This is a genomic window from Pseudomonas sp. B10(2017) (assembly GCF_002113295.1).
Classification (GTDB): Bacteria; Pseudomonadota; Gammaproteobacteria; order Pseudomonadales; family Pseudomonadaceae; genus Aquipseudomonas; species Aquipseudomonas pudica.
In genome coordinates this window covers 291,480-317,852 of record NZ_NEJU01000001.1, presented here as the reverse complement: position 1 = coordinate 317,852, position 26,373 = coordinate 291,480, and the positions used below count along the sequence as shown (strand labels likewise).

Annotated in this window: 31 protein-coding genes; 22 read left to right on the top strand and 9 right to left on the bottom strand. The window is 62.4% G+C overall.

Annotation, left to right across the window (positions count from 1 at the left end):
* The first annotated feature begins 17 nt into the window (after positions 1-17).
* From CAF92_RS01545 to CAF92_RS01535, 3 genes are read left to right on the top strand one after another with little or no spacing between them, the layout of a single operon-like run.
* A complete protein-coding gene (locus CAF92_RS01545; RefSeq protein ID WP_085598693.1) occupies positions 18-1,142 on the top strand; it encodes a hypothetical protein in 1,125 nt (374 codons plus the stop codon).
* 10 nt (positions 1,143-1,152) lie between these two features.
* Positions 1,153-1,914 carry an ERF family protein gene (locus tag CAF92_RS01540; protein ID WP_085598691.1) on the top strand — a complete coding sequence of 254 codons (762 nt, stop codon included), beginning with the start codon at positions 1,153-1,155 and terminating at the stop codon, positions 1,912-1,914.
* Positions 1,898-2,515: a lambda exonuclease family protein gene (locus tag CAF92_RS01535; RefSeq protein WP_085598689.1), complete on the top strand. Its 618-nt coding sequence runs from the start codon at positions 1,898-1,900 to the stop codon at positions 2,513-2,515. Before CAF92_RS01540 ends, CAF92_RS01535 begins: the two co-directional genes overlap by 17 nt.
* Before the next feature lie 16 nt (positions 2,516-2,531).
* Here CAF92_RS01535 and CAF92_RS27320 read toward each other — a convergent pair whose 3' ends face one another.
* Positions 2,532-3,026: a hypothetical protein gene (locus tag CAF92_RS27320; RefSeq protein ID WP_158090592.1), complete on the bottom strand. Its 495-nt coding sequence runs from the start codon at positions 3,024-3,026 to the stop codon at positions 2,532-2,534.
* A 12-nt stretch (positions 3,027-3,038) separates the two neighbouring features.
* Here CAF92_RS27320 and CAF92_RS01525 point away from each other — a divergent pair, with 12 nt between their 5' ends.
* A complete protein-coding gene (locus tag CAF92_RS01525; protein WP_085598685.1) occupies positions 3,039-3,233 on the top strand; it encodes a hypothetical protein in 195 nt (64 codons plus the stop codon).
* 41 nt (positions 3,234-3,274) lie between these two features.
* Complete coding sequence (locus tag CAF92_RS01520) at positions 3,275-3,637, top strand: hypothetical protein (RefSeq protein WP_085598683.1); 363 nt, start codon at positions 3,275-3,277, stop codon at positions 3,635-3,637.
* Between the two features lie 25 nt (positions 3,638-3,662).
* Here the strand turns inward: CAF92_RS01520 and CAF92_RS26295 are convergent, their stop codons facing one another.
* Positions 3,663-3,869, bottom strand: coding sequence for a hypothetical protein (locus CAF92_RS26295; protein WP_143516047.1), 207 nt, complete (start codon positions 3,867-3,869; stop codon positions 3,663-3,665).
* A 114-nt stretch (positions 3,870-3,983) separates the two neighbouring features.
* Between CAF92_RS26295 and CAF92_RS01515 the strand changes: the two genes are divergently transcribed.
* Positions 3,984-4,397 carry a hypothetical protein gene (locus tag CAF92_RS01515; RefSeq protein WP_085598681.1) on the top strand — a complete coding sequence of 138 codons (414 nt, stop codon included), beginning with the start codon at positions 3,984-3,986 and terminating at the stop codon, positions 4,395-4,397.
* Positions 4,398-4,419: 22 nt separating this feature from the next.
* Here the strand turns inward: CAF92_RS01515 and CAF92_RS01510 are convergent, their stop codons facing one another.
* The gene (locus tag CAF92_RS01510; RefSeq protein WP_085598679.1) at positions 4,420-4,626 is read right to left on the bottom strand and encodes a hypothetical protein; all 207 of its coding nucleotides are present in this window, start codon (positions 4,624-4,626) and stop codon (positions 4,420-4,422) included.
* Positions 4,627-4,691: 65 nt separating this feature from the next.
* Complete coding sequence (locus tag CAF92_RS01505; protein WP_256573601.1) at positions 4,692-5,024, bottom strand: hypothetical protein; 333 nt, start codon at positions 5,022-5,024, stop codon at positions 4,692-4,694.
* Positions 5,025-5,118: 94 nt separating this feature from the next.
* Here CAF92_RS01505 and CAF92_RS01500 point away from each other — a divergent pair, with 94 nt between their 5' ends.
* Entirely contained in the window at positions 5,119-6,903 is a 1,785-nt protein-coding gene (locus CAF92_RS01500; protein WP_085598677.1) for a DNA cytosine methyltransferase, read from the top strand.
* Between the two features lie 11 nt (positions 6,904-6,914).
* Here CAF92_RS01500 and CAF92_RS01495 read toward each other — a convergent pair whose 3' ends face one another.
* On the bottom strand, positions 6,915-7,574 hold the full coding sequence (locus CAF92_RS01495; RefSeq protein ID WP_085598675.1) for a DUF2971 domain-containing protein: 660 nt from the start codon (positions 7,572-7,574) through the stop codon (positions 6,915-6,917).
* Positions 7,575-7,646: 72 nt separating this feature from the next.
* On the opposite strand from CAF92_RS01495, the gene CAF92_RS01490 reads away from it, so the two are divergent.
* Positions 7,647-8,252, top strand: coding sequence for a hypothetical protein (locus CAF92_RS01490; protein ID WP_085598673.1), 606 nt, complete (start codon positions 7,647-7,649; stop codon positions 8,250-8,252).
* A 43-nt stretch (positions 8,253-8,295) separates the two neighbouring features.
* On the opposite strand, the gene CAF92_RS01485 is transcribed toward CAF92_RS01490, so the two are convergent.
* Positions 8,296-8,595 (bottom strand): hypothetical protein, encoded by a 300-nt coding sequence (locus tag CAF92_RS01485; protein WP_085598671.1) that lies wholly within the window; start codon positions 8,593-8,595, stop codon positions 8,296-8,298.
* A 181-nt stretch (positions 8,596-8,776) separates the two neighbouring features.
* Between CAF92_RS01485 and CAF92_RS01480 the strand changes: the two genes are divergently transcribed.
* The 7 genes from CAF92_RS01480 to CAF92_RS01450 all read left to right on the top strand — a co-directional run bounded on the left by CAF92_RS01480 (position 8,777) and on the right by CAF92_RS01450 (position 14,785).
* Positions 8,777-8,977, top strand: coding sequence for a hypothetical protein (locus CAF92_RS01480; RefSeq protein ID WP_085598669.1), 201 nt, complete (start codon positions 8,777-8,779; stop codon positions 8,975-8,977).
* Positions 8,974-9,237, top strand: a complete 264-nt coding sequence (locus CAF92_RS01475) for a hypothetical protein (protein WP_085598667.1) — start codon at positions 8,974-8,976, stop codon at positions 9,235-9,237. Before CAF92_RS01480 ends, CAF92_RS01475 begins: the two co-directional genes overlap by 4 nt.
* A gap of 187 nt (positions 9,238-9,424) precedes the next feature.
* Positions 9,425-9,817 carry a phage protein NinX family protein gene (locus tag CAF92_RS01470; RefSeq protein ID WP_085598665.1) on the top strand — a complete coding sequence of 131 codons (393 nt, stop codon included), beginning with the start codon at positions 9,425-9,427 and terminating at the stop codon, positions 9,815-9,817.
* An 81-nt stretch (positions 9,818-9,898) separates the two neighbouring features.
* A complete protein-coding gene (locus CAF92_RS01465) occupies positions 9,899-10,132 on the top strand; it encodes a hypothetical protein (protein ID WP_085598663.1) in 234 nt (77 codons plus the stop codon).
* A gap of 251 nt (positions 10,133-10,383) precedes the next feature.
* The gene (locus tag CAF92_RS01460; RefSeq protein WP_085598661.1) at positions 10,384-11,562 is read left to right on the top strand and encodes a tyrosine-type recombinase/integrase; all 1,179 of its coding nucleotides are present in this window, start codon (positions 10,384-10,386) and stop codon (positions 11,560-11,562) included.
* Positions 11,563-11,597: 35 nt separating this feature from the next.
* Entirely contained in the window at positions 11,598-13,184 is a 1,587-nt protein-coding gene (locus CAF92_RS01455; protein WP_085598659.1) for an ABC-F family ATPase, read from the top strand.
* Between the two features lie 407 nt (positions 13,185-13,591).
* Positions 13,592-14,785 (top strand): MFS transporter, encoded by a 1,194-nt coding sequence (locus CAF92_RS01450; RefSeq protein ID WP_085598657.1) that lies wholly within the window; start codon positions 13,592-13,594, stop codon positions 14,783-14,785.
* Here the strand turns inward: CAF92_RS01450 and CAF92_RS01445 are convergent.
* The gene (locus CAF92_RS01445; RefSeq protein ID WP_085598655.1) at positions 14,747-15,793 is read right to left on the bottom strand and encodes a dienelactone hydrolase; all 1,047 of its coding nucleotides are present in this window, start codon (positions 15,791-15,793) and stop codon (positions 14,747-14,749) included. The two genes, CAF92_RS01450 and CAF92_RS01445, sit on opposite strands and share 39 nt — an antisense overlap.
* Positions 15,794-15,993: 200 nt before the next feature.
* Between CAF92_RS01445 and yghU the strand changes: the two genes are divergently transcribed.
* The 6 genes from yghU to CAF92_RS01415 all read left to right on the top strand — a co-directional run bounded on the left by yghU (position 15,994) and on the right by CAF92_RS01415 (position 23,159).
* Positions 15,994-16,833 carry a glutathione-dependent disulfide-bond oxidoreductase gene (gene yghU / locus CAF92_RS01440; RefSeq protein WP_085598653.1) on the top strand — a complete coding sequence of 280 codons (840 nt, stop codon included), beginning with the start codon at positions 15,994-15,996 and terminating at the stop codon, positions 16,831-16,833.
* Positions 16,834-16,971: 138 nt separating this feature from the next.
* Positions 16,972-18,675 carry an amidase gene (locus CAF92_RS01435; RefSeq protein WP_085598651.1) on the top strand — a complete coding sequence of 568 codons (1,704 nt, stop codon included), beginning with the start codon at positions 16,972-16,974 and terminating at the stop codon, positions 18,673-18,675.
* Between the two features lie 184 nt (positions 18,676-18,859).
* Positions 18,860-19,534, top strand: coding sequence for a transcriptional regulator (locus tag CAF92_RS01430; RefSeq protein WP_085598649.1), 675 nt, complete (start codon positions 18,860-18,862; stop codon positions 19,532-19,534).
* Positions 19,531-20,448 (top strand): pyridoxal-phosphate dependent enzyme, encoded by a 918-nt coding sequence (locus tag CAF92_RS01425; RefSeq protein WP_085598647.1) that lies wholly within the window; start codon positions 19,531-19,533, stop codon positions 20,446-20,448. The genes CAF92_RS01430 and CAF92_RS01425 overlap by 4 nt, the downstream gene beginning before the upstream one ends.
* Before the next feature lie 337 nt (positions 20,449-20,785).
* Positions 20,786-21,883: a carboxynorspermidine decarboxylase gene (gene nspC / locus CAF92_RS01420; protein ID WP_013972889.1), complete on the top strand. Its 1,098-nt coding sequence runs from the start codon at positions 20,786-20,788 to the stop codon at positions 21,881-21,883.
* Between the two features lie 31 nt (positions 21,884-21,914).
* A complete protein-coding gene (locus tag CAF92_RS01415; RefSeq protein WP_003248123.1) occupies positions 21,915-23,159 on the top strand; it encodes a saccharopine dehydrogenase family protein in 1,245 nt (414 codons plus the stop codon).
* Between the two features lie 99 nt (positions 23,160-23,258).
* On the opposite strand, the gene CAF92_RS01410 is transcribed toward CAF92_RS01415, so the two are convergent.
* A complete protein-coding gene (locus CAF92_RS01410) occupies positions 23,259-24,305 on the bottom strand; it encodes a class I SAM-dependent methyltransferase (RefSeq protein ID WP_085598645.1) in 1,047 nt (348 codons plus the stop codon).
* 120 nt (positions 24,306-24,425) lie between these two features.
* Complete coding sequence (locus tag CAF92_RS01405; RefSeq protein ID WP_085598644.1) at positions 24,426-25,289, bottom strand: type 1 glutamine amidotransferase domain-containing protein; 864 nt, start codon at positions 25,287-25,289, stop codon at positions 24,426-24,428.
* Positions 25,290-25,407: 118 nt separating this feature from the next.
* Between CAF92_RS01405 and CAF92_RS01400 the strand changes: the two genes are divergently transcribed.
* Positions 25,408-26,343, top strand: a complete 936-nt coding sequence (locus tag CAF92_RS01400) for a LysR family transcriptional regulator (protein WP_085598642.1) — start codon at positions 25,408-25,410, stop codon at positions 26,341-26,343.
* Positions 26,344-26,373 lie beyond the last annotated feature (30 nt).

Genomic DNA, 26,373 nt, shown 5'->3' with positions numbered 1-26,373 from the left:
TGGCGCGAGGTTTTCTAATGTCCGCAGAACAGAAACTGATCGCGATCAAAGAGATCAGCGAGGAGAACGCCCCGGCCATCTACGTGGCCGGCGGCCTGAAGCAATTTATCGACCTGGTGAAGGCCGAGGTCGAAGGCGAAGTGCCCGAACTGACCACCCGCAAGGGCCGCGAACGCATCGCCAGCCTGGCCGCCAAGGTGAGCAAGTCGAAGACCGCCGTCGAGAAGCCGGGCCGCGACTACCTGCGCCGGCTCAAGGAAATGCCGAAGGTGGTCGAGGCCGAGCTGCGTGAGTTCGTGACCACGATGGACGCGCTTCGAGACGAGACGCGCCGGCCGCTCACCGAGTGGGAGCAGGCAGAAGCCGCCCGTGTCGCCCGGCATGAGCAAGGCATTGCAGCCATCAAAGCGGAAGGCGCCGAACTCGGCCAGCTGACCGCCGAGGACCTTCTGGCCCGGATCGGAAGGGTTGAAGGCGTTGCCCTGGACGACGCCTGGGAGGAATTCACCGCCGAGGCCGGACAGGTGAAAGACCAAGTACTAGCCGCGCTTCGTGAAGCGCTGGCGGCCCGGCAGAAGTACGACGCAGAGCAGGCCGAGCTGGCCCGGCTGCGCCGCGAAGCTGAAGAGCGCGCCGAACAAGACCGCATCAGGCTGGCACAAGAGGCTGCGGTTGAGGCCGAGCGCCAGCGAGTGGCCCAGCAGCAGCAAGCAGAACGCGAAGCCGCAGCCCGCCGAGAGCAGGAACTGCTTGACCAGGCCGCTGCGCAAGAACGCGAAGCCGAGAACCAGCGCCTCCAGCTCAAGTTGCAGGCTGAGCAAGCCGAGCGCGCCCGCATTCAGGCAGAGGCCGACCGCGTTGCCGCCGAGCAGCGGATGGAGCAGGAGCGTCAGGCAGCCGCCCGCCGGCAAGAGGAAGCAGCCGAGCAGGCCCGCCAGGACGAGCGCCGCCGCGCTGATGCCGCTGCAGCGGAGATCCTTCGCCAGCAGGAAGCTCGAGAGGCCGACAAGGCGCACCGGGCGAGCATCAACCGCGCCGCCCTGGAAGCCTTCATGGCCGAGGGCATGCCTGAAGCCTGCGCCAAGCAAGCGGTCACCCTGATCGCCCAGCGCAAGATCCCTAACATCGCCATTTCCTACTGAGGCACCGACTATGAGCAGCACGATCATTGTGCCGGAGCAGCGCCGCCAGGTGGTCGCGTCCCCGCAGGCAGACGGCAGCATCCTCGCCGTAATCAGCCGGGCAGCCACCGACCCAACCTGCGACATCGACAAGCTTGAGCGCCTGATGGCGATGCACGAGCGTATGCAGGCCCGCGACGCTGAGGCCGAGTTCAACGCGGCAATGGCGGCCATGCAGAGCGATATCCCGAGCATCGCCGAGCGCGGCGCCATCGTCGTGAATGGCCAAAAGCGCAGCGACTACGCCACCTTTGAAGACATCAACGATGTGATCAAGCCGATCATGCAGACGCACGGTTTCGCGATCACCTTCAAGGTCGAGAACGTGCCGGCTGGCCTAAGCGTCACCGGCATCCTGATGCACCGGGCCGGACACCGCGAGAGCACAACCATGCTGCTCCCGCTCGACACCAGCGGCAGCAAGAACGCTGTCCAGGCGGTCGGCTCGTCCACCAGTTACGGCAAGCGCTACGTCATGAGCGCCCTGCTCAACCTCACCACCCGCGGCGAGGATGACGACGGCCACGCAGCCGTGCCAACGGCGAACGTTACCAGCGTGCAGGCGGCCGGCATCAGCGCCCTGCTCGATCGCTGCACCCAGAAGACCCGCGACTGGTTCACCGGCGAATACGGTTCGGCCGAATGCGTGCCGAAGGGTCGCCACGACATCCTGGTCGCGCAACTGAACAAGGCCATCAGGGCCGCGGAGGCCGCAAATGCAGATCATCAGTGATGTCGAGCAAGGCACTCAGGCCTGGCTGGACTTGCGCCTGGGCATCATTACCTGCAGCGAGCTAGATTGCCTGCTGGTGAACGGTAAAGGCGAGGCAGGCTTCGGTGCCGGCGCCTTCACCTACATGAACACGCTGATCGGCGAACGCATCACCGGTGAGGCGGCAGACCCGTTCACCGGCAACCGCCATACCGAGCGCGGCCACGAACTCGAAAGCACCGCCCGGGGCCTGTATTGCGACCGCGAGGACGTCCAGACCCACCAGGTGGGGATCATCCTGAATCATGGCATTGGCTACTCACCAGACGCCCTGGTCGGCGACAACGGCCTGACCGAGATCAAGACCAAGCTACCAAAGCTGCAGGTCGACGTGATCCTGGGTGGCGAGATCCCGAAAGAGCATGTCGCTCAGTGCCAGGGCGGCCTTTGGGTGTCCGAGCGCGAATGGATCGACTTCATCTGCTACTGGCCGGGCATGCCGCTGTTCGTGAAGCGTGCCTACCGGGACGAGGCGATGATCCGTAAGCTCTCGGAGCGCGTAAAAACCTTCTACGAAATCCTCGACGAGCGCATGAATCGCGTGCTCGGAATCGCAGCATGAGGTGAGCATGAACCAATCAATCGACCTGGAGGCCGCCAAAGCGGCCTTCTTCGCATCTGGTGGCCAGCTGATCGTGCTGGAGGGCTTCACCTACCGGCCGCTGCCCCAGCGCAAGCACCCTGAGCCCAAGCCAAAGCGGGCCAAGCCTGCTGCGCATAAGTCGGAACACCCGCAGCAAAGCCGCGCTAGAACTCGCGCCGCGCAGATCGCCGAGCTTGCCAAGGCTATGACCTGTGGCGAGGTAGCGAAACTCCTTGGCGAGACCAAGGGAGCGCTTTGGGGCGTAGCCGCTCGCGAAGGATTCAAATTCTGCAAGCCGCCACGCCAGGTCCAGCCAGTGAAGGATGCCGCCGCTCAAGAGGCTGCTGACCGAGAGCTGGCAGATCGGATCATTGCCTTGCGCGATGAGGGTATGTCCCGTTGCCGAGCTACCGCAGTACTCGGAATCGGAAATCGCAAGCTGGAGCGAATCCTGGCTGCCTACAAGATCAACTTCCCGCTTCAGCGGCATAGGGGATAGGCCATGAGCGTCCACGGCGAGCACCCCAGCGTCTACTACCTTGGCCGGGAATGCCGCCGCAACGGTGGCGGCAAGATGGCCAACCCATTCGCCTCTCACACGTTCCACGGCTCCTGGTTTCTGGCCGGCTGGAACGACATGGATCTTGAGATTGAACAGAAAAATCCGAAGCGCGCTGCAAAGAACAAGGCGGCGTGAGCAGTTCAACCTACCGCCCAGCGGATTGAAGGAGGTGCCGTATGGCGATGGACCAAGCAGAGCGCGACAAGCGCCGACGAGAGAAGGCCGAGCGCCTGCAGGAAGAAGACCTGCGCTTGAAGGTTCGACCAGGGACTAAGCAGGCCCTGGCCGAGATCAAGGAATGGGCCAGCATCGAGGAAAACGGCGAGGCCATGACCCTGCTGATCCACCGCATCCATGAATTAGGGCCTGAAGCGGCCCGCCACTTCCTAAGTGCGCCGCGCCACGAAATCACGATATCGAGTTCTGTGGTGCGCAAGCTGGACCAGTTCAGGCTGAGCCGAGAGCTGCGCGCTCCCGGCCTGGAACTCGGCGACGACCCGGACGATACAGGACTGCTGCTTTGCTGTGAGGCACGCTGATCACTCGAGGTTGTCTTAGCTCCTATCAGTCAAATGGCACAGCTTCGAGGGTGTATTTCTGAAGATCTTTGATCTGATGGAACCAGTAAAACACGGCCTCGGCAGCCTCTTTGGTGTCAAATTTTTCGCCGTATGCTGGCTCATAGGCTGCATACCGTAGCCCTTCGTAATCAGGTGCTGATCCCCACATCACGTTTCCTGATGAATCGGTCATTTTAACAACCCAAGACATATAGAGCTCCCTGTGCCCGGCCCCATGCCGGTCACCCGTAAATACCCCATCCAACACCAAATTGCCACCATGCCGCATCCGGCCACGGAGGGCGGCGCATGCATGGAGAAAGCCATGAGCAACTACAACTGCGACTACGTCCGCCGCCACTACGACGTGCCGGCCGAGATCGGGCGCCGAGTGATCGCCAACGGCGAGCCCGGCATCATCATGGCCGACCGCGGCCACTACATCGGCGTCATTCTCGACAGCGACCCGAAGAAGCGCATCCGCAACTACCACCCCACTTGGGAGATGCAGTACGGCGAGATGGCCGAAAAGCTGCCTCTCAAGCAGTGGGAAGTACTCACCAATGGCATGTACGACTGGGATGACGTGCGTTACATGCTGGGCGATGCGCGCCATTACGTGCGGCGCATTTGGGCAGCCACTCGCAGCCAGGCCAAATATCGTGCCTACCAGGAACTGGCCGAGTGCTTCAACGACGACGCGACGGCAATGCTGACATTCAAAGTGCGCGCCGCCTGAAAATCGGCGCGCTTAACTGCCATTACCCAGTGATTAAAATAGCAGCATCTTTCAAAGCCCCGGCTGCGGCTTCTCTGCGCTCGGGATCACCTGGATAGGCTGCCTCTTGAATGGACTTCAATGCTCTTTCGACTATCTCATCACGGTCAATTCCATCACGCCCGTCAAGCTCTCGCAGCAAGCTAAAGACCAGGTGCTCTAGCGCAATAATTTTCGCTTCTTGTGCCATTCAATTACTCCTTGTACCGCCGGATGCCGACCAGGAATCAATAGCTCACTTCGCCCGCCAGTGCCCTACGGATGCTGCTGTTTGTATTTTTTCAGCATCGCCTTCGCCCGCGTTAGCAAGCCTGGAACCAGAGTCCTTCCATTCGCCGTCACCGGGACCATAGCGAATGAACAGCGGCAGCCTTTGCTGTTGTCGCTGGTAGCCCACCACTCCAGCATCTCTTCTCCTGTAAACAACTTGCCATGCCGTGCCACATGAGATGGTCGACTGGAGGGAGACAGGGCAGACATGTGCATGAATCGAACGGCCAGCCCCATCCTGCGCGAATCAGCAATTTCAGTTTGCAGCCTCTTAATGCGCTTGATGTGAAGATCATCATCACGGTTTTGATCAGGCACTTTGCAGCTCCTCTGTTTGTGCCAATTAAATAACCCACTTCAACTATCCACGCCAGCCCCGGCGAGGGCGGCGCCTGCACGCAAGGACCACAACATGACCTGTATGACCTCCCTCGCCCTGCCCTTTGAAAAAGAGCTGGTAGTCGATCTCTTCGCCGGTGGTGGCGGCGCCAGCAGCGGCATCGCCGAGGCGTACCGCGAGCCGGATGTGGCTGTGAACCACAACCGAATCGCCCTGGCCGTGCACCGTGCGAACCACCAGCAGACCGAGCACTACGTGGCGGATGTTTTCGAGGTCGACCCGGTCCTGGCTACCAAGGGTCAGCCGGTCGGCATCTTGTGGGCATCGCCCGACTGCCGGCACCACAGTAAGGCCAAGGGCGGGAAGCCGCGCAACCGCAAGATTCGCGGCCTGGCCTGGGTCATCATCCGCTGGGCCTACCAGACCAGCCCGCGTCTGATCTTTCTTGAGAACGTAGAAGAGTTCGCAGACTGGGGGCCGCTCGACGATGAAGGAAGACCGATCAAGGCCGAGAAAGGCCGGACGTTCCAGGCCTTCGTCAGCGTGCTTGGCAACGGTATACCGGAAGATCACCCGGATCTGCCGGAGATCCTGGCCGAGATTGGCGACTACGTGCCCAAGGAAGCACTAGTGCGCGGCCTGCGCTACAACTTCGAGCACCAGGTGCGAGTTGCCGCAGATCAGGGGGCCCCGACTATCCGGAAACGGCTCTACGGCATCGCCCGGCGCGATGGCAAACCGATCGTCTGGCCGGCGCCAACGCATCACAAGAATCCTGGCAAGGGCCAGAAAGCCTGGCGGTCCGCCGCCGAATGCATCGACTGGGAACTGCAGGGGCGGACGATCTTCCGCGACGACGCGCTGGTGGAGAACACCATGAATCGGATCGCGAAAGGCCTGTGGCGGCACACCTTGGCCAGCAACGATCCATTCATTGTCCCGCTGCGCGGCACCTCGAAATCGCACACCAGCACACACAGCGTGGACGATCCGGTCTCGACCATCAGCGGCGGAGGCACGCATCACGCCTTGGTTCAGCCGTCGATGGCCGTGGCCGGCTGCCTCACGGAGCACGCCAACGGATCGACGCAGCGAACCTTCGACGCCGAAGAGCCGCTCCGGACACAGGTAGCCCAGGTCAAAGGCGGCCACTTCGCGCTGATCTCTGCCAACCTGGTCACGCTGCGCAACGGTTGCGTTGGGTCACCGGTAGACGGCCCTGTCGGCTGCATCACGCGCAGCGGCGGACACCACGCCATAGCCTCGGCCCACCTGGAGCAAGCGAACGGCGGGTTCTACAAAGGCGATGGTCGCAGCGCGGACGATCCGTTCTCGACGATCCTGGGCAAGGGCTCCAACCAGCGCCTGGTCACGGCCTACATGGTCAAGTACTACGGCGCGGAGAAGGACGGCATCTCGATGCGGGAGCCGGTGCACACCATCCCGTCAAAGGATCGGATGGCAGTCGTGCAGGTCGTCCAGCTGCACAGCCACACGCTGACCGACGAGCAACTGGCCGGGGCCCGCAAGTGCGCAGCATTCATGCGCAAGTACTTGCCGCAGCACTTCACCGAGCACGCCGACGTTGTGATGGTTGGCGATTACGTGATGGTCGACATCACCCTGCGCATGCTCAAGCCGCACGAGCTGAAGCGCGCCCAAGGCTTCCGGGCCGACTACATCATCGACCGCGGGCTGTTCCTCGATGAGGAAACCGGCCAGCTGTACTGGAAGCCAATCTCCGGCGCCGACCAGGTGAAGCTGCTGGGCAACAGCGTCTGCAAAGACGAAGCCCGCGCACTGGTCGCCGCGAACGCCTCCGACCTCATACAGCTTTACCGGCGCCTCGCTGCCTGATCGAAATGCACTCACAGCCAAAGATCATCGTCGCGATTCCTCACGATCTTGTACTGTTTAAATGCGGTCCTTACCTTGAAAATTTCAACCTCGGGGTAATCCCTTCTGAGCACTGCCGCGAGCTTCGATTTTTTGAGCGACGAGTTACAACCAACAATGACCTGTCGAAGCGACCCAATCTCAGAAAACGGCATGAAATACAACCCATCAATACTCTGCGACTTATTTAGTAAGAAAATCTGCCTCACCTCTTTCTCATAAGACCACTCTGAGTGCTTTATCCTGAGTTGCCGCAGCATGAAATCGTATTTCTGCTCCTTTGATTTAGAGAGGTAGGATTCTGGATCAAAAATCATTCGCCCGTTGCGGTACTCAACAGTATGGAGTGACGAATCGTCGATTTCGAAAGCTAAACATATACCCTTATGCCTATCTCCGTAGTGCCCCCACTGCACAGGGCTGGCATATGTTCTGCTGAAGCAGAGCATTCCATATAAGTCCGCTATACGACCTTTGAAGAAACGAAGGCTTTTTCTAGTTTCTGGATCTTCAGATGACAAGCACATCATTTCAAATGGATCATTGAGATCCATTACGGTCGCAACTTTTAACCTAGACTTTTCGATATTTTGCAACCCATATTGCTCATTGCAGAAGTGATAAACCATCATGGCATTGACTCACTAGTCAGCTCTTCCAATGAAACATATCCAGCGAGCTCAATATACCCGCGAGACATTCACATGCCCATAGAAAACCGATCCAGCAACACCGACCCACGCGATGTGTTCATCAGGCTCAACCCGCTCGGCCTGGGCGATGCGGAGCTGCGCAAGGACAGCACCGGCTTCGAAGACCAGCGCACCCACAGCGACTACCTGCTGTTCCTGGCGGGCTACCGCGAAACGCATTCAGAACCGCAGCCCCACCCCGAGCCTATAGCCTGGATGGTTGGTACTGCCTTCTGGTGGACCAAAGAAGAGGCAGAGCGGGATGCGGCGGCGACTGGGTTGCCGATGATTGGCCTGGGGCCAATGACCGGGGATGTCGAGCCTGCGCGGCTGACCAAGGCCACGGCTTTCGTCCAAAGGCTGGTCGATTGCGCTGGCACCCAGCCGAGCGTAGCCACTGGGTATCTGCGCGACATCCTGGATGAGCTCAAGGGAAACACAACGCCGACAGCGCCTGTTGAGCACAATGAGAATGAAGCATTTGAGAGATGGGCCCGATCCAGGCTAACCCCGCTGAACTTGAGGTTGGACGAGATCGGCCTGTATCACGACCTCGTTGCCGGTACAGCTCACGACGCTTGGCAGGCCCGCGCGGCGCTTGAGATCAAGGCATTCTGAGCCAAGGAGTACAGATGTACTCCTCAGCTGGCACCCCTTTCCCCTATCCCGAGCAGGCGACCTTGTCGAATTTCGGCTGGGTATCCGTGGCGATCCGGCGAGCCCGCCCCACGCCCCAGGCCAAAGCCCTGGTCATGGATTCACCGGGACGGGAATCGAACGCCTCTTCGTGAAGGGCCATGCCACTCGCGGCATATACCCCAATGAACATCTGCGTGTTACCCGTTCGCGACAGGCGCACCTGAACATCAATGTGCGTTCCATCGCTGAGGGTTTCGTCGTGAGCACGGTGGTGAAGCGTTGGATCAGCCCACCCCCAGAAAACTTCACCGCGAATCCTCATGTCGGCCTCCTACGACTTTAGTTGTATGCCACAGGTGAACTCTCACCATAGCCAAAGCGAGGCGAGACGCAATCTCGGTATCGCAGCTTGAGAACTGAATCGGACCATCGGCCGATTTTCTTGTACCGAACCTAACCACTTGTACAACTCATCGCCGCGATATGGCGGCCAAGGACGCGCTGTGCCTGAAATCAAGCGGACCTACCTGATTGGCTACCTGTGCTCCGGCGGTGGAGGCCGTTTCTTCCACGACCGAGAAACCGACGATGCGCCCACCATGAAGCAGATCGTGAGCATGGAAGCCAAGCTCAATGCCGACCACGGAAAGCCTTGTGCGATCACCACCATCTTCCTGCTGCAGAACAATGAGGTTCAGCCATGACCCGCCTCGCTCTCTGCCTCCTGTTGCTGGCAACCGGCGCCAGCGCAGCACCTCAGCCCCAAGAAAACGTCATCGACGTGCAGCACGACAGCCAGCGCGGCGTCACCTGCTACCTGCTGAATGGCGTCGGCATCAGCTGCATCCCCGACAGCCAGCTGCAGGCCGGCAACGAGCGCCAGCTCTCCCCGCACGAAACCCAACCCGACCCTACACCCGCACTGGCGCCTGGGCGCTGGATTGATGAGAGGTATGAGCTGTGAGCAGCACGAATTGGAACGTTGCACCTCGCGATGCAGAGGCATGGGCGCCCAGCACTCCCAAATTCATGGCCGGCTGGTACAAGACAGACGCAGAAGGCCGCTGGTATTTCTCCCTATCGCGCAGTTCTGGTTGGTGGGGTATCGAGCGGCCATCGACATATCGCCAGCGCCAAATGGAGCGGAGACCATGACAGACCTGATCGAAGTGAGGGTATCCAACCTGGTCGATGCGGCTCTGGACTGGGCGGTGGCCATCGCCGAAGGGTTCACCATCGATCCTGAATGCCGCACTACTTGGCACCGTGACGGTATCCCTTCCAGCATCAGCATCCGAGGCGCAGCAGAGGGCTTCGGTTGGCGCCCATCCACCAACTGGGCACAGGGCGGTCAACTGATCGACAAGCACAGCGGCACCGCTCAGCACATTCCTGGGCTGCCTGCCGATCTGTGTTACGCCGGTGGCCCGGCCGGCGCAGGAGTCTGGTGCTACGGCCCTACGGCGCTGATCGCGTTCTGCCGAGGGCTCGTCAACCACAAGCTCGGCGATACCGTCCAGGTGCCGAAGGAACTGCTGCGATGATCGCCCTCGTCTATATGGCCTACCTGATCTACAGGGGGCCGCGATGAACATTCACCAGGTCGACATTCAGCAGGAGGCCGCATGGGCTACATCAACCCGCTATTGAAACTGCCAGCGGGCCGGGCCCTGCTGAAACTACCTGCAGAGGACAGGGCGCGGATCGAAGCAGTGCTTCGCGAACTACGCGCCCAGGCTGACGCCGAGGCAGAAAACTCATGGCATCGCCGGAAGGGACCGATGGCCGCCTACTGGCGCGCCGTCTCGACCTACGCCCGCCACTTGGCACACGCCCTTTCGCGCAACGCCCAGTCGTAACCCCCCCCTACCACTCAAGCCCGCCGACATGCGCGGGCATGCAAAGCTTTTGCCGCCGCTGGCGGCGCTGGAGTCCCCATGGAAACCGGAAGCACCAGTGACGTCGACAAAGTCACCGAGCAACGCATGGCCGACCTACTCGGCTGCACCAAACGCTCTCTTGAGCACCGCCGCCTGCGCGGCATTATTCCTGAAGGCGTCTGGATGAAGCATGGCGGCCGCATCATTTACAGCAAAAGGAGATACGACGAATGGCTGGAAAGCCAATGGATCTACCCAGAGGGGTCGAGATCTTCCGCAACTCCCTCCGCATTCGTTTCACATGGGACGGTGTCCGTCGATGCGAAACGCTCCCCTATCCCCCGACACAGAAAGGCATCAAAGCTGCATCCAGCCTTCGCGATCAGGTAACAAGCCTCACCAAGCTCGGCCTCCTTGACCAGGACAAGTACGCCGAGCTGTTCCCCAGCTCACAGGCCGCGGTCGGCGGTAAGCCGACCTTCGGTGAGTACGCTCAGCTCTGGCTGGACAGCCGCGAAATCACCCAGGGAACGCACAACAACTACAAAAGCGCCCTGAATCTGTACTGGGTGCCGCGCCTGGCCATGGTTCGTATCGATCTGATCACTACCACCCTGCTCCGCCGTGTCATCACAGAAACCGAATGGACCTCGGCAAATGTGAAGCGCAACGCAATCACCAGGTTATCGACGATTCTGGCTGCGGCAACCCGGGAAGGCCTGCTGACCAAGAACCCCGCCGAGGTGATTGAGTTGCCGAAGCGGTCGCGTAAGGAGATCGACCCGTTCACCCTGGCCGAAGCCAACACCATCATCAACAAGCTCTACGAACACAAGCATTGGCCGAGCCTCATCTATGCCGCGCTGTTCGAGTTTATGTTCTTCACCGGCCTCCGCTTGTCGGAGGCCTTGGCAGTGCGCTGGGATGTGATCGATATGGAAAAGAGGACGGTGCACGTAAAGAGGACCGTCGCCTTGGGCGAGGTGGAGGAAAGGACGAAAACAGGCAGGGATCGCTTCGTGCTGCTGAATGACCGGGCCTTGCGCGCGATTCAGTTCGCCAGGGAATACGCTGACCGTCGCCGGCATGGGAAGGGAGCGGTGACCGAAACGCCATTCTTGTTCCCGCCATCGAAGAACGCAGAGCACGTGAAACAGACCTCCGATCTGCACAAACAGTGGGTGCCGGTGCTGAATGAGCTGGGCATTCGGCGTCGTCCCCCATATAACTGCCGGCACACCTATGCGACAATATGCTTAATGTCCGGCCTCAACCCCGCATTTATCGCCCAACAGCTGGGTCACAGCGTCCAAATGCTGCTGTCGACGTATGCCCGTTGGCTCAACTCAAGCTCCGACTGGAGCGAGCTGGAAAAACTCAAAATTGGTATCAAATCGGTATCAGCTTGAAAGCCAGCTCTGTAAGTGACTGATAGGTAAGCCCTTTGATCTCCACCGCCAACATCACCATGCAGTTCGGCTCCAAGCCGCTGTTCGAAAACGTTTCCGTCAAATTCAACAACGGCAACCGCTACGGCCTGATCGGGGCCAACGGTTGCGGCAAGTCGACCTTCATGAAAATCCTCGGCGGCGACCTGGAGCCGTCCGGCGGGCAAGTGATGCTCGAGCCGAACACGCGCCTGGGCAAGCTGCGCCAGGACCAGTTCGCCTACGAGGAATTCACCGTGATCGACACGGTGATCATGGGCCACGGCCAGCTGTGGAAGGTCAAGGCCGAACGCGATCGTATCTACTCGCTGCCGGAAATGACCGAAGAAGACGGCATGGCCGTCGCAGAGCTGGAAACCGAGTTCGCCGAGATGGACGGCTACACCGCCGAATCCCGTGCCGGGGAGCTGCTGCTGGGCCTGGGTATTCCGCTGGAGCAGCACTTCGGCCCGATGAGCGAAGTGGCGCCGGGCTGGAAGCTGCGTGTGCTGCTGGCCCAGGCGCTGTTCTCGGACCCGGACGTGCTGCTGCTCGACGAGCCGACCAACCACCTGGACATCAACACCATCCGCTGGCTGGAAAGCATCCTCACCGCGCGTAACAGCACCATGGTGATCATTTCCCACGACCGGCACTTCCTCAACAGTGTCTGCACCCACATGGCCGACCTCGATTACGGCGAGCTGCGCGTATTCCCGGGCAACTACGACGAGTACATGACCGCTGCCACCCAGGCGCGCGAGCAGCTGCTGTCGGACAACGCCAAGAAGAAAGCCCAGATCGCCGAACTGCAGACCTTCGTCAGTCGCTTCTCGGCCAACGCCTCCAAGGCCAAGCAGGCCACCTCGCGAGCCAAGCAGATCGACAAGATCCAGCTGGCCGAGGTCAAGCCGTCGAGCCGCGTGAGCCCGTTCATCCGCTTCGAACAAACCAAAAAGCTGCACCGCCAGGCCGTCACCGTCGAGAAAATGGCCAAGGCCTTCGACGACAAGGTGCTGTTCAAGGACCTGAGCTTCACAATCGAGGCTGGCGAGCGTGTCGCGATCATCGGCCCCAACGGTATCGGCAAGACCACCCTGCTGCGCACCTTGGTCGGTGAAATGACCCCGGACAAGGGTGAGGTGAAGTGGACCGATAGCGCCGAAGTGGGCTACTACGCCCAGGACCACGCCCACGACTTCGAAGACGACATGACCCTGTTCGACTGGATGGGCCAGTGGACTTCCGGCGAGCAAGTGATCCGCGGCACCCTCGGGCGCATGCTGTTCTCCAACGACGAGATCCTCAAGTCGGTGAAGGTGATTTCCGGTGGTGAGCAAGGCCGCATGCTGTTCGGCAAGCTGATCCTGCAGAAGCCGAACGTGCTGGTGATGGACGAGCCGACCAACCACCTGGACATGGAATCGATCGAGGCGCTGAACCTGGCGCTGGAAAACTACCCCGGCACCCTGCTGTTCGTCAGCCACGACCGTGAGTTCGTGTCGTCGCTGGCCACGCGCATCATCGAGCTGTCGGCTGATGGCGTGGTGGACTTCAGCGGTACCTACGACGATTACCTGCGTAGCCAGGGTGTATTGGTCTGATTGATGGGGCGGCCTGGCCATCTTGTATGGCTGGGCCGGCCGCTTCGCGGGTAAACCCGCTCCCACAGGGACTGCGTAGCACTTGAGGCCAATGCAAATCCTGTGGGAGCGGGCGAGCCCGCGAATGACGATTATCTGCGTAGCCAGGGTGTAGTGGTCTGATTGATGGGCGGCTTGGCCATCTTGTATGGCTGGGCCGGCCTCTTCGCGGGCATGCCCGCTCCCACAGGGACTACGTAGCATTTGAGGCCTATGCAAATCCTGTGGGAGCGGGTTCACCCGCGAAGAATCCACCGCCGATCCCACAGGCTGGCACTGCCCGACGAATAATTCGTTAGCCTGCTTTCATTTCCTCCGCGCAACGGCCATGATGGGGCACGCCCAACCGCCCGCCCGCGAACGAGCCCATGACCGCGCAACAACCCGCCCCCGCCAGCAACACGCTGCAAATCACCCTGCAGATCCTGTCGATCGTTTTCTACACCTTCATTGCCTTCCTCTGCATCGGCCTGCCGATCGCCGTGCTGCCCAGCCATGTGCATGACCAGCTGGGGTTTGGCGCGGTGGTCGCCGGGCTGACCATTGGCCTGCAATACCTGGCCACTTTGCTCAGCCGCCCGTTTGCCGGGCGGGTCGCCGATACCCTGGGGGGCAAGCAGGCCATTCGCTTCGGTTTGCTGGGGATTGCCGGCTGCGGGGTGTTGACGCTGCTATCAGCCTGGACCCTGTCGCTACCGCTGCTGAGCCTGGCCCTGTTGCTTGGCGGGCGACTGCTGCTGGGCGTCGCCCAAGGGCTTATCGGCGTGGCCACGCTGAGTTGGGGCATCAGCCAGGTCGGGCCCGAGCACACCGCCAGGGTAATTTCCTGGAACGGTATCGCCTCCTATGGCGCCATCGCCATTGGTGCCCCCTTGGGTGTACTGGCCGTGGACGGGCTGGACTTCAGCGTACTGGGGCCGGCATTGATGGTGCTGGCGGTATTGGCACTGCTGGTACTGCGCAAGCGGCCGGACGTAGTGGTGGTACGCGGTGAGCGCCTGCCCTTCTGGTCGGCCTTCGGCCGGGTCGCACCCTGCGGCCTGGGCCTGACCCTGGCCTCTATCGGCTACGGCACCCTGACCACTTTCGTCACACTGTATTACCTGGAGCGCGGCTGGGCGGGCGCGGCCTGGTGCCTGAGTGCCTTCGGCGTGTGCTTCATCATCTCCCGGCTGCTGTTCGTCAATGCGGTCAACCGTTTTGGTGGCTACAACGTGGCGGTCGCGTGCATGGCCACCGAAGTGCTCGGCCTGAGCCTGCTGTGGCTGGCACCGTCGCCGCCGTGGGCGCTGATCGGTGCCGGGCTTACCGGTTTCGGGCTGTCGCTGGTGTACCCGGCGCTGGGAGTGGAAGCGATCAAGCAGGTACCCAGCAGCAGCCGCGGCGCAGGGCTCGGCGCCTACGCGGTGTTCTTCGACATGGCCCTGGCCATCGCCGGGCCGGTGATGGGCGCGGTGGCCGCGCACCTGGGTTATGCCTCGATCTTCAGCGTGGCCGCCCTGCTCGCCCTGGCCGGTGTCGGCCTAACGCTGTTGCTGGCGCGGCGCGCCGCTCGCGGCTGAACGCTCGGCCGGCTGCGGTGCGCCCAACGCCTGGCTGAAGAACACCGCGGCATCACGTTGCAGGGAATGGTGGATGTGCCGACGATCCACGCCTGCGGCATCCTGGCACAGCGTCGGCATCCGCACGGACTGTTCGGCATCGCAATGGGCCATGAACACGAAGTGCCCGGCACCGGCCAGCAGGCGATAGTCCGGCGTCACCGGCAGCTTGCGGGCAAGGGCTTCGGCGTTGCGGTCCACCGCCACCAACTGGTCGCTGTCGCCACTGTAGATCAGCGCCGGCACCCGTACCCCGGCCAGGGCATGGCGCCCGAACAGCAGGCTGAGCGGTGCCATCAGCATCACCGCCCCCACCCGCTGGTCGGCCTCTGGCACAAGCTCGCTGCGGTCGGCAATCATTACCCCGTGGGTCTTGCAGGCGTCGGCGTCGCCAGGGCGCTCCAGGCAATACTTGCGCAGGCGGTCCAGGTCGGGGCGCGCGCCTGAAAGGATCAAGGCGGTTTCACCACCGGCCGAGTAGCCGATCACCCCAACCTTGCCACCGTTCAGATAAGGCCCCAGCAAGGCATCATCGCGGGCGGCCGTAATCGCGGCACTGATTTGCAGCGGCCGGCCATACAGGTTGCTCAGGGTGCCCAGGCGGCTGTGGTCGCGGGCGTTGTCGCCGGGGTGGACCACCGCCACCACGATAAAGCCCTGGCGCGCCAGCGACGTCGCCAGGTAGTGCAAGGCCAGCGGGCTGCCGGTATTGCCGTGGGACAGCACCAGCAACGGGTACTGGCCCAACGCGACCGGCGCTTCTTCGCTCACTTCGATCGGGTAACCATCTATCCGGCTGATGCGGGTAGTGCCGATGGCCGGGTAGAACGCCAGCGCCTGCATGGGCTGGGCGTCGACTGGGTCGGGTAGCGTCATGTGATGCAGGCCGGCAACCCATGGCGCAGCCTGGGCGTGGGCCAGCAGGCTGCCGAACAGGGCCAGCGTCAGCATGCAGCGTGAGAGCGTCATCGGCCGGCAGCTCCTTGCAGGGCGAAGAGATAGCCCAGAATAGAACCGGCCTGAGTTGCACCGGATGAAACCTGAATGAAACCGAAGTCATGCAATGCATGCCCGCGCCCTATGCATTTGCGCTTTTCGTCGAACCCGTGGCATAGATGCATGTCAACGTCTCTACGTGACCGTTTCGCGCCATTTAAGGAGATTCATGCATGAGCAAGCCCGCCTACGTGCCACCCAAGGTCTGGCGCAACGACGCAGCGTCCGGTGGCCAGTTCGCCAGCATCAACCGCCCGGTTGCCGGCCCGACTCACGACAAGGAGCTGCCGCTGGGCAAGCACCCGCTACAGCTGTACTCCCTGGCCACGCCCAATGGCGTCAAGGTCACCATCGCCCTCGAAGAGCTACTCGCGCTGGGCCACCCGGGCGCCGAATATGATGCCTGGTTGATCCGCATTGGCGAGGGTGACCAATTTTCCAGCGGCTTTGTCCAGGTCAACCCCAACTCGAAGATCCCCGCCCTGCTCGACAACAGCGTCGAGCCGCCAGTGCGGGTGTTCGAGTCGGGTTCGATCCTGCTGTACCTGGCGGAAAAGTTCGGTGCCTTGTTGCCGAAAGCGCCAGCTGCACGCACCGAAAGCCTGAACTGGCTGTTCTGGCAAATGGGCGCGGCGCCATACCTGGGCGGGGGCTTTGGCCACTTCTATGTGTATGCGCCGGAAAAGTTCGAGTACGCGATCAACCGCTTCACCATGGAAGCCAAGCGCCAGCTCGATGTGCTCGACCGCCGCCTGGCCGAAAGCCGCTACCTGGGCGGCGAGGAATACAGTATCGCCGACATTGCCGTGTGGCCGTGGTATGGCCAGCTGGTGCGCGGCAACCTGTATGGCGCGGCGGAGTTCCTGGCGGTGGACGAATACCCGCATGTGCAGCGCTGGGCCGAAGAGATTGCCTTGCGCCCGGCGGTGCAACGTGGCACACGAGTGAACCGGACCTGGGGCGATGAGGCCAGCCAGGTGCCGGAGCGGCATGCAGCGGCAGACCTGGATTGAGCTGCAATCGGGGCCGATACAGGCCCCGACAATGCCCGCCTGCAAAAAACCATTTGCCCCCGCGCAAACCTGCGCCCGCCAAGCCCTTCTTGTACACTCCTCGCATTAGCCCCCACCTGCACATTTTTTGGTGAACGCATGATCGAGGTAACCGAGGTTTCCATTGCCGAGCTGCGCGACGCGCTCGAGTCGGGCCGCACGACGGCGGTCGAGCTGGTCCAGGCCTACCTGGCGCGCATCGACGCCTACGATGGCGCCGACACCGCTACTGCCCTGAACGCCGTGGTGGTGCGCAACCCCGAGGCGCTTAAAGAGGCCGCAGCCTCCGATGCCCGTCGCGCCAAAGGCCAGGTCCTGAGCCCGTTGGATGGCATCCCTTACACCGCCAAGGACAGCTACTTGGTCAAAGGCCTGACCGCTGCCTCCGGCAGCCCGGCCTTCAAGGACCTGGTGGCCCAGCGCGACGCCTTCACCATCGAACGCCTGCGCGCCGCCGGCGCCGTGTGCCTGGGCAAGACCAACATGCCGCCCATGGCCAACGGCGGCATGCAGCGCGGCGTGTATGGCCGCGCCGAAAGCCCGTACAACGCCAACTACCTGACCGCACCGTTCGCCTCGGGTTCGTCCAACGGTGCCGGCACCGCCACGGCCGCCAGTTTCAGTGCCTTCGGCCTGGCCGAAGAAACCTGGTCCAGCGGCCGTGGCCCGGCGTCCAACAACGGCCTGTGCGCCTATACCCCGTCGCGTGGGGTGATTTCGGTGCGTGGCAACTGGCCGCTGACACCGACCATGGACGTGGTGGTGCCCTATGCCCGGACCATGGCCGACCTGCTGGAAATCCTCGACGTGGTCGTAGCCGACGATGCCGACAAGCGCGGCGACCTGTGGCGCCTGCAACCCTGGGTGCCAATCCCGGCGGCCTCGACAGTGCGCCCGGCTTCGTACCTGGACCTGGCCGTGGATGCCAGCGCGCTCAAGGGCAAGCGCTTCGGCGTGCCGCGCATGTACATCAATGCCGATGCCGAAGCCGGTACTTCCGAGAAGCCTGGCATCGGCGGCCCAACTGGCCAGCGCATCAACACCCGCGCCACGGTGATCGACCTGTGGCAACAGGCCCGCCAGGCACTGGAAGCGGCCGGTGCCGAAGTGCTGGAAGTGGACTTCCCGCTGGTGTCCAACTGCGAGGGCGACCGCCCGGGCGCGCCGACCGTGTACAACCGCGGCATCGTCAGCAAGGAATTCCTGCATGACGAGCTGTGGGAGCTGTCGGGCTGGGCTTTCGACGACTTCCTGCGCGCCAACGGTGACCCCAAGCTCAACCGCCTGGCCGATGTCGACGGGCCACAGATCTTCCCCCACGACCCGGGTACCCTGCCCAACCGTGAGGACGACCTGGCCGCCGGCATGGACGAGTACGTCAACATGGCCAAGCGTGGCCTGAAGACCTGGGACCAGATCGAGACCCTGCCCGACGGCCTGCGCGGCCTGGAGCAGACCCGCAAGATGGACCTGGAAGACTGGATGGACAACCTGGGCCTGGACGCGGTTCTGTTCCCCACCGTGGCCGACGTGGGCCCGGCGGATGCCGACGTAAACCCGGCATCGGCGGACATCGCCTGGAGCAACGGCATCTGGGTGGCCAACGGCAACTTGGCCATCCGCCACCTGGGCGTGCCGACCGTGACCGTGCCGATGGGCGTAATGGCCGATATCGGCATGCCGGTGGGGCTGACCTTTGCTGGCCGGGCTTACAGCGACAATGCGCTGCTGAGCTTTGGTGCAGCCTTCGAGGCGACCGGATCGCGTCGAATGATCCCGCCGCGTACCCCGCCCCTGGGCTGAGGGTCAAAGGGGCCGCTTTGCGGCCCATTCGCGGGTAAACCCGCTCCCACAGGTTCACCACAGGTATCGAATACCGTGGGGTCCCTGTGGGAGCGGGTTTACCCGCGAATGGGCCTGGAAAAGCAAATCGCCTAATTCAACTTTATGTGTAAAAATACACAAAACGTTGATTTTGCGATCTGCCATGCCGATCACCCCAAGCGAAGAACGCCAGCTCACCCTCACCGTCCTCAAGGCCGCCATCCAGGCCCTGGGCAGCGTTGCCGCGCGCAACATGGAAATCCTCCTGCACGACCTCGACTATCCGGAACACTCCGTGGTGGCGATCGTCAACGGCCACCTTTCCGGCCGCAGCGTCGGTAGCCCGATCCTCGCCGCCCCGGAACAGGACCAGGGTTTCAAGGCGCTCATGCAGGCATCGGCCGATCAGCATGGCTGCGAGCCGGTGGTGCTGCCCGATTACCCCACCACGCTGAAGGGCCGCACGCTGCGCAGCGCCACGGCCATCTTTCGCGACAGCAGCGGCCACCCCTTCGCCAGCCTCTGCGTCAACACCGACGTCACCGACCTGGATGCCGCCATGAACTTTCTTCAGCAGTTCCAGCCGCTAGGGGCCACACCTGCCGTCACTGAACCCGCCGACATGGAACTGCTGATGAGCGAGATAATCCACGCGTCCCTGCAGCGCAGCGGCCAGGGGCGAATGAACAAGCAGGCCAAGGTCGAGGCCGTGCGCGTGATGCAGGAGCGTGGCCTGTTCATCGTCAAGGGCGGCGTGGAAAAGGCCGCCAGTGCCCTGGGTGTGACCCGCTACACCGTATACAACTACCTCGAGCAACTACGCGGAGCCAGCCAATGACCTTGCATGTCCACACCCCCCTGATCGAGTCCCGTCCGCTGTCGCTGGCTGCGGGCAGCAACGTCTGGCTCAAGCTCGACGCCCTGCAGCCCTGCGGCTCGTTCAAGCTGCGCGGTGTGGGCCACGCCTGCGAGGTGCACCATGCTCGCGGCGCGCGGCATTTCGTGTCTTCCTCGGGCGGCAACGCCGGCCTGGCAGTGGCCTATGCCGGGCGCAAGCTGGGCGTGCCGGTGACCGTGGTAGTGCCCGAGACCACCACTGAGCGGGCCAAGGACCTGCTACGCCTGGAGGGCGCCACGGTGTTGGTGCATGGCAGCTCCTGGCAAGAGGCCAACGCCCTGGCGCAGACCTTGGTCGGCCCGGATGACGCCTTCATCCATCCATTCGATGACCCGCTGCTGTGGGCCGGGCATGCCAGCCTGGTGGATGAGGTGGCCGAAGCCGGCGTGAAACCGGATGCCGTTGTGTTGTCGGTAGGCGGCGGCGGTTTGCTCAGTGGCGTGGTCGAGGGGCTGAAACGCAACGGTTGGGACGATGTGCCTGTGCTGGCGGTGGAAACCGAAGGTGCAGCATCGCTGCATGCGGCCATTCAGGCGGGGCATTCGGTGGAGCTGGAGCGTATTGCCTCGGTGGCGACGTCGCTGGGGGCCAAGCGTGTGGCTGACCGGGCGCTGGTGTGCGTGCAGCAGCATCCGGTGCACAGCCACCTGGTCACTGACCGCGCTGCGCTGGAAGCCTGCGAGCGGTTCCTGCTGGACCATCGCGTGCTGGTGGAGCCTGCATGTGGGGCGGCTTTGGCGTTGGTCTATGCACAGGGCGCCCTGGCGCAGTACCAGAATGTGCTGGTGGTGGTTTGTGGCGGGGCTACCGCCACGCTGGAGCAGATCCAGGCATGGTTGCAGCAGGTTGATTGAGGTTGCCTGTACCGACCTCTTCGCGGGAAAACCCGCTCCCACAGACTGGACTGCGCAAGGTCTGAAGCAAGCGCATTCCCTGTGGGAGCGGGTTCACCCGCGAACACCGGCGGAGCCGGTGCCATCCAAATGCAACACTCATCGGATTCTCCTTGCGGCACCCGGTTGCTGCTTACGATAGTCACATGCCGCTGTTCTACTGAGCCCGCCGCAACCGGAAAAATCCTCTCGCAACGGCGTCAACCACGACGAAATGCGTAACCCACCCTTTCGGTCTGCGGCAAGTGAAGGCACAATGCGTGTCCTTTTTTTGGCCGGCCTGGCCGGGGGCCTTTAAATGATCAAGACGCCGTACTACCTCATCGATAAAACCAAGCTGCTGGGCAACATGGAGAAGATCGCCTACGTGCGCGAACACTCCGGTGCCAAGGCCCTGCTCGCCCTCAAGTGCTTTGCCACCTGGTCGGTCTTCGACCTGATGCAGCAGTACATGGACGGCACCACCTCTTCGTCGCTGTACGAGCTCAAGCTCGGCCGCCAGAAGTTCGCCGGCGAAACCCACGCCTACAGCGTGGCCTGGGCCGACGACGAGGTCGAGGAAATGCTGGAGAACTGCGACAAGATCATCTTCAACTCGATCGGCCAGCTGCAGCGCTTCGCCGAACAGTCCGAAGGCAAGGTCCGTGGCCTGCGCGTCAACCCGCAGGTCAGCAGCTCCGACTACCTGCTGGCCGACCCGGCCCGCCCGTTCAGCCGCCTGGGCGAATGGGACCCGGCCAAGGTCGAACAGGTGATCGAGCAGATCTCCGGCTTCATGTTCCACAACAACTGCGAGAACGGCGACTTCGGCCTGTTCGACAAGATGCTCACACACATCGAGGAGCGCTTCGGTCACCTGCTGCACAAGGTCGAGTGGGTAAGCCTCGGTGGCGGCATCCACTTCACCGGTGAAGACTACGCGCTGGACGCCTTCTGCGCGCGCCTGAAAGCCTTCTCGGAGAAGTACGGCGTGCAGGTATACCTGGAGCCTGGCGAAGCAGCCATCACCAACAGCGCTTCGCTGGAAGTGACCGTGCTCGACACCCTGTACAACGGCAAGCACCTGGCCGTGGTCGACAGTTCGATCGAAGCGCACATGCTCGACCTGCTGATCTACCGCCTCAACGCCAAGATGGCCCCCAACGACGGCGCGCATACCTACATGGTCTGCGGCAAGTCGTGCCTGGCCGGTGACATCTTCGGCGAATACCAATTCGATCGTCCGCTGGCCATCGGTGATCGCCTGTCGTTCGTCGACGCGGCGGGTTACACCATGGTCAAGAAAAACTGGTTCAACGGTCTGAAAATGCCATCCATCGTGGTCAAGCAACTCGACGGCAGCGTCGAAGTGGTGCGCGAGTTCGGTTTCGAAGACTACGTTTCCAGCCTGTCGTAAGACCGGCTTTCAGTAAGGAGCAAGGGATAAATTGAAGAAGAACGTTCTTATCATTGGTGCAGGAGGTGTCGCCAAGGTGGTGGCCCACAAGTGCGCGCAGCATAACGACGAACTGGGTCGTATCGCCATCGCGTCACGGAACATCTCCAAATGCCAGGCCATCATCGACAGCGTCAAGGCCAAGGGTAGCCTCAAGGTACCCGCCGACATCCAGGCCTTCTCGCTCAATGCCCTCGATGTCGAGGCAACCAAGGCGCTGATCCGCGAGACCGAATCGCAGATCGTGATCAACGTTGGTTCCGCCTTCCTCAACATGTCGGTGCTGCGTGCCTGCATCGATACCGGTGTCGCCTATCTGGACACCGCCATCCACGAAGAGCCGGGCAAGATCTGCGAGACCCCGCCGTGGTACGGCAACTACGAGTGGAAACACCTCGAAGAGTGCCAGGCAAAGAACATTACCGCCATTCTCGGCGTCGGTTTCGACCCGGGTGTGGTGAACAGCTACGCCAAGCTGGCGCAGCAACAGTATTTCGACAGCATTGACTCGATCGACATCCTCGACGTCAATGCCGGTTCGCATGGCAAGTACTTCGCCACCAACTTCGACCCGGAAATCAACTTCCGCGAGTTCACCGGGCAAGTGTGGAGCTGGCAGAACAGCCAGTGGACCAGCAACACCATGTTCGAAGTCAAGCGTACCGACGACCTGCCGGTGGTAGGTTCGCAGAACCTGTACCTGACCGGCCACGATGAAGTTCACTCGATTTCGAAGAACCTCAACGTGCCGAACGTGCGTTTCTGGATGAGCTTCGGCGAGCACTACATCAACGTGTTCACCGTGCTGAAAAACCTGGGCCTGCTCTCCGAGCAACCGGTGAAAACCGCCGAAGGCCTGGAAGTGGTACCGCTGAAAGTGGTCAAGGCCGTGCTGCCGGACCCAGCCTCGCTGGCCCCGGGCTACACCGGCAAGACCTGCATCGGTGACCTGGTCAAGGGCACCAAGGATGGCCAGCCGCGCGAAGTGTTCATCTACAACGTGGCCGACCACGAAGAAGCCTACGCCGAGACCGACAGCCAGGGCATTTCCTACACCGCCGGTGTACCGCCAGTGGCTGCCGCCCTGCTGGTCGCCCGTGGCGAGTGGGATGCCAAGCGCATGGTCAACGTCGAGGAGTTGCCAGCCGAGCCGTTCCTCAAGGCGCTGGACGTGATGGGCCTGCCGACCCGCGTCAAGGATGAAAAAGGCGATCGTCCCTGGGACGCTGAAGCCTAAGCAGCAAGAAAGAGGGGCGCCATCAAGGCGCCCCTTCTGTTTTTGCAGGCCCGGCCTCTTCGCGGGCGTGCCCGCGAAAGGGCCGGCACAGGCTTAACTCTACTTCCGAGCCTCCAGAATGAGGTTGAACGGCGTCTGCGTCGCCCGCCGGAACCGGCTGAACCCCGCCTCCTCGAACACCGCCCGCAACCGCGCTTCCCCCGCCTGCGCGCCCAGCCCCAGCCCCACCTCCTGCGACAACGAATTGGGCGTGCAGATAAACGTCGATGCCGCATAGAACAAGCGCCCGACCGGTGTCAGGTTGCCCTCCAGCGAGTCCTCGGCATAAGGCTCCACCAACATCACCGTGCCGTCTGCCTTCAACGCGCGGTAGGCATGTTTCGCGGCCCCCACCGGGTCACCCATGTCGTGCAGGCAATCGAAGAAGCACACCAGGTCATGGTCATGCCCCGGGTAGTCCTTGGCACTGGCCTGCTGGAAGCTCACACGCCCCACCAACCCCGCCTCGCGGGCACGCTCGTTGGCGGTGACGATGGAAGGCCCGTGGTAGTCGTAGCCGACGAAGGTGGATGCCGGGAACGCCTGGGCCATGACCAGCGTCGAAGCACCGTGCCCACAGCCCACATCCGCCACCTTGGCGCCCGCCCGCAGCTTGGCTACCACGCCCTCCAGCGCCGGTAGCCATTCGGCCACCAGGAAGGTGCGATAACCCGGCCGGAAGAACCGCTCGGTGCCACTGAACATGCAGGGGTGATGGTCGCCCCAGGCCAGCCCGCCGTCGCCGCGCATGGCCGCGACCAGCTTGTCCTTGTCATGGAACAGCGCTGCCACCACTGCCGCTCCACCGGCCATGTAGGCCGGCGAATCCTCCAGCGCCAGGGCCATGGCCTGCTCTTCAGGCAACACGAAAAGGCCCTTGTCATGCACCATGTAGCCCGATGCGGCCTGGGCGCTGAGCCATTCGCGCACCAGCCGCGGGTGGCAGCCGGTCTTTTCCGCCAGCGCCTCGGGGGTGGTCGGCTGGCTGTCGGCCATGGCCCGGTACAACCCCAGTTCGTCGCCAAGAATCACGTTGGCCAATGTCGCCGCCGCGCCCATGTCGCCCACCAGCTTGCCCATGAAGTCGTGAAGCCTTGCCTCGTCCATGACCTGCCCTCCTCTGCAAAGAAGGCCATCGCCAGCGAGGGACATCCGCTCCGGGGAGGCGGTGGTCGGTTGAATGGTATCGGCCTGCCGAGCGTTGCCCGGTGCAGGCCACTTGTAAGTCTAGATGCCTTGATCAGAGGGCTTTGCCTGCCCAGCCAACTTTTCCAGTAATACTTTGGCCAGCGCCTTGTCCGAGAACGGGTTCTGCCCGGTGATCAGTTCGCGGTCCACCACCACATTGGGCTGCCAGGCCTTGGCGTAGCCCATGTCGCCTCCTGCCATTGCCATGGCGTTGGCCGGGTAGAACAACAGCCGCTGGTCCTTGAGCGAACTCTCGAACACCTGCTCCTCCGGGTCGGAGAAGATGGTCATCCTGTAACCCTTGTACAGCCAGTCGGTGGCTGCCGGCTTTTCACCACGCGCCAGCGCCGACTGATAGCTCGCCGGGTCCTGCTGGGCCGAGAGCAAGGCAATGGGGCCGTGGCAGATGGCGGCTGTGGGCTTGCCGGCCTGGTGGAAATGCCGCAGCAAGGCGCCCACGTCCGGGTTGTTGGCCAGGTCGATCAACGGCGCATGGCCGCCGGGGATGAACAGCCCGGCATAGCGCTCCAGGTCACCTGCCAGGACTTCCTTCACCGACAGGGTATCGTCAATGCCCGGCAGGCCTTGCACGACCTTCTCGATCCGCCGCATCTCCGCCGCATCACCGGCAAAGTAGCTTGGATCGATCGAACGCTGGTCGACGCGCGGGGCATTACCCTTTGGGGTAACCAGCACCAGCTTGTAGCCAGCCTTGAGCAACTGGTCGGCAGGCACGCCGAACTCGTTGAGGTAGTAGCCGGTGGCGTAGTGCTTGCCGTCCTGCAGCGGCAGCTGGCGCTCGCTGGACAACAACACCAGCACTTCACCTTTGGGCGCAGCGTGTGCGCCGGCGGCGAGCAGGGTGCCGGCAACAGCCAGGCCAAGCCGGGACATCTTGGTCATGCAACAATCTCCTGATCAGGCAAATAGAATCGTCCGCTCATGTTGGCGGGATGCGTCCATGCTAGTGGCAAGGCTATGATTCGATAATTCGAAAGCTCTCATGTCTGCGATCCATAAAATGAATATCTCCAGCAAGGACCTCAACCTGCTGTACCTGTTCCATGTGCTGTATCAGGAACGCAACGCCACCCTTGCCGCCCAGCGCATGGCGCTGAGCCAGCCCGCGCTCAGCCACAAGCTCAACAAGCTGCGTCACCAGTTTGGTGACCCCCTGTTCGTCCGCGCGCCCAGGGGCCTGACCCCGACACCACGTGCCCACGAACTGGCGCCCGAGGTAGAGCGCCTGGTAGTGGGCCTGGAGGGTTTCTATGAACGCTGCGAAGGCCGGGATTTCCTCGCCCGCCCTGCCCGCCTGCACCTGTACAGCACCGACTACGTAGAACAGACGCTGTTGCCCAGGCTGCTGCCGATCCTGCGCAGTCAGGCACCGAACCTGACGCTGGTGACCCACAACACCCGTGGCCAGCTCCCTCGCGAAGAGCTGGAGAAAGGCACCTGTGACCTGGCCGTTGCCGGGTTCTATACCGACCTCCCGGAAACCTTCCACCAACAGCGCCTGCTCACCGAACACTTCGTTGTGCTGGCCTCGCGCAGTCATCCAGCGGCGGACCAGGGCCTGGACCTCGATAGCTTCCTCGCCAGCGATCACCTGCTCACCACCCTCACCGGCGACCTCGATGGCCTGGTCGACCGCGCCTTGCGCAGCCAGGGCATGCAACGGCGGGTCGTGGCTGGCCTGTCGAGCTTCGTCGCCCCCTCGCGCCTGCTGCGCGGCAGCGACCTGCTGCTCACCTGTTTGCGCTCGCTGGCCATCGAAGCCACAGAGCGTGATGACGACCTGCTCATGTACCCGCTGCCGCTGGCATTGCCAGCGATCGAGGTGATGCAGATATGGCACGAACGCACTCACGCCGACCCCTTGCGGCGCTGGTTCCGCCAGCAACTGTGGAACGCCACCCAGGAGGCAGCGGCCTGCGCAAGTAACAAGATCTAAACAACGATGTGACATGTTTTTTCAGCTTTC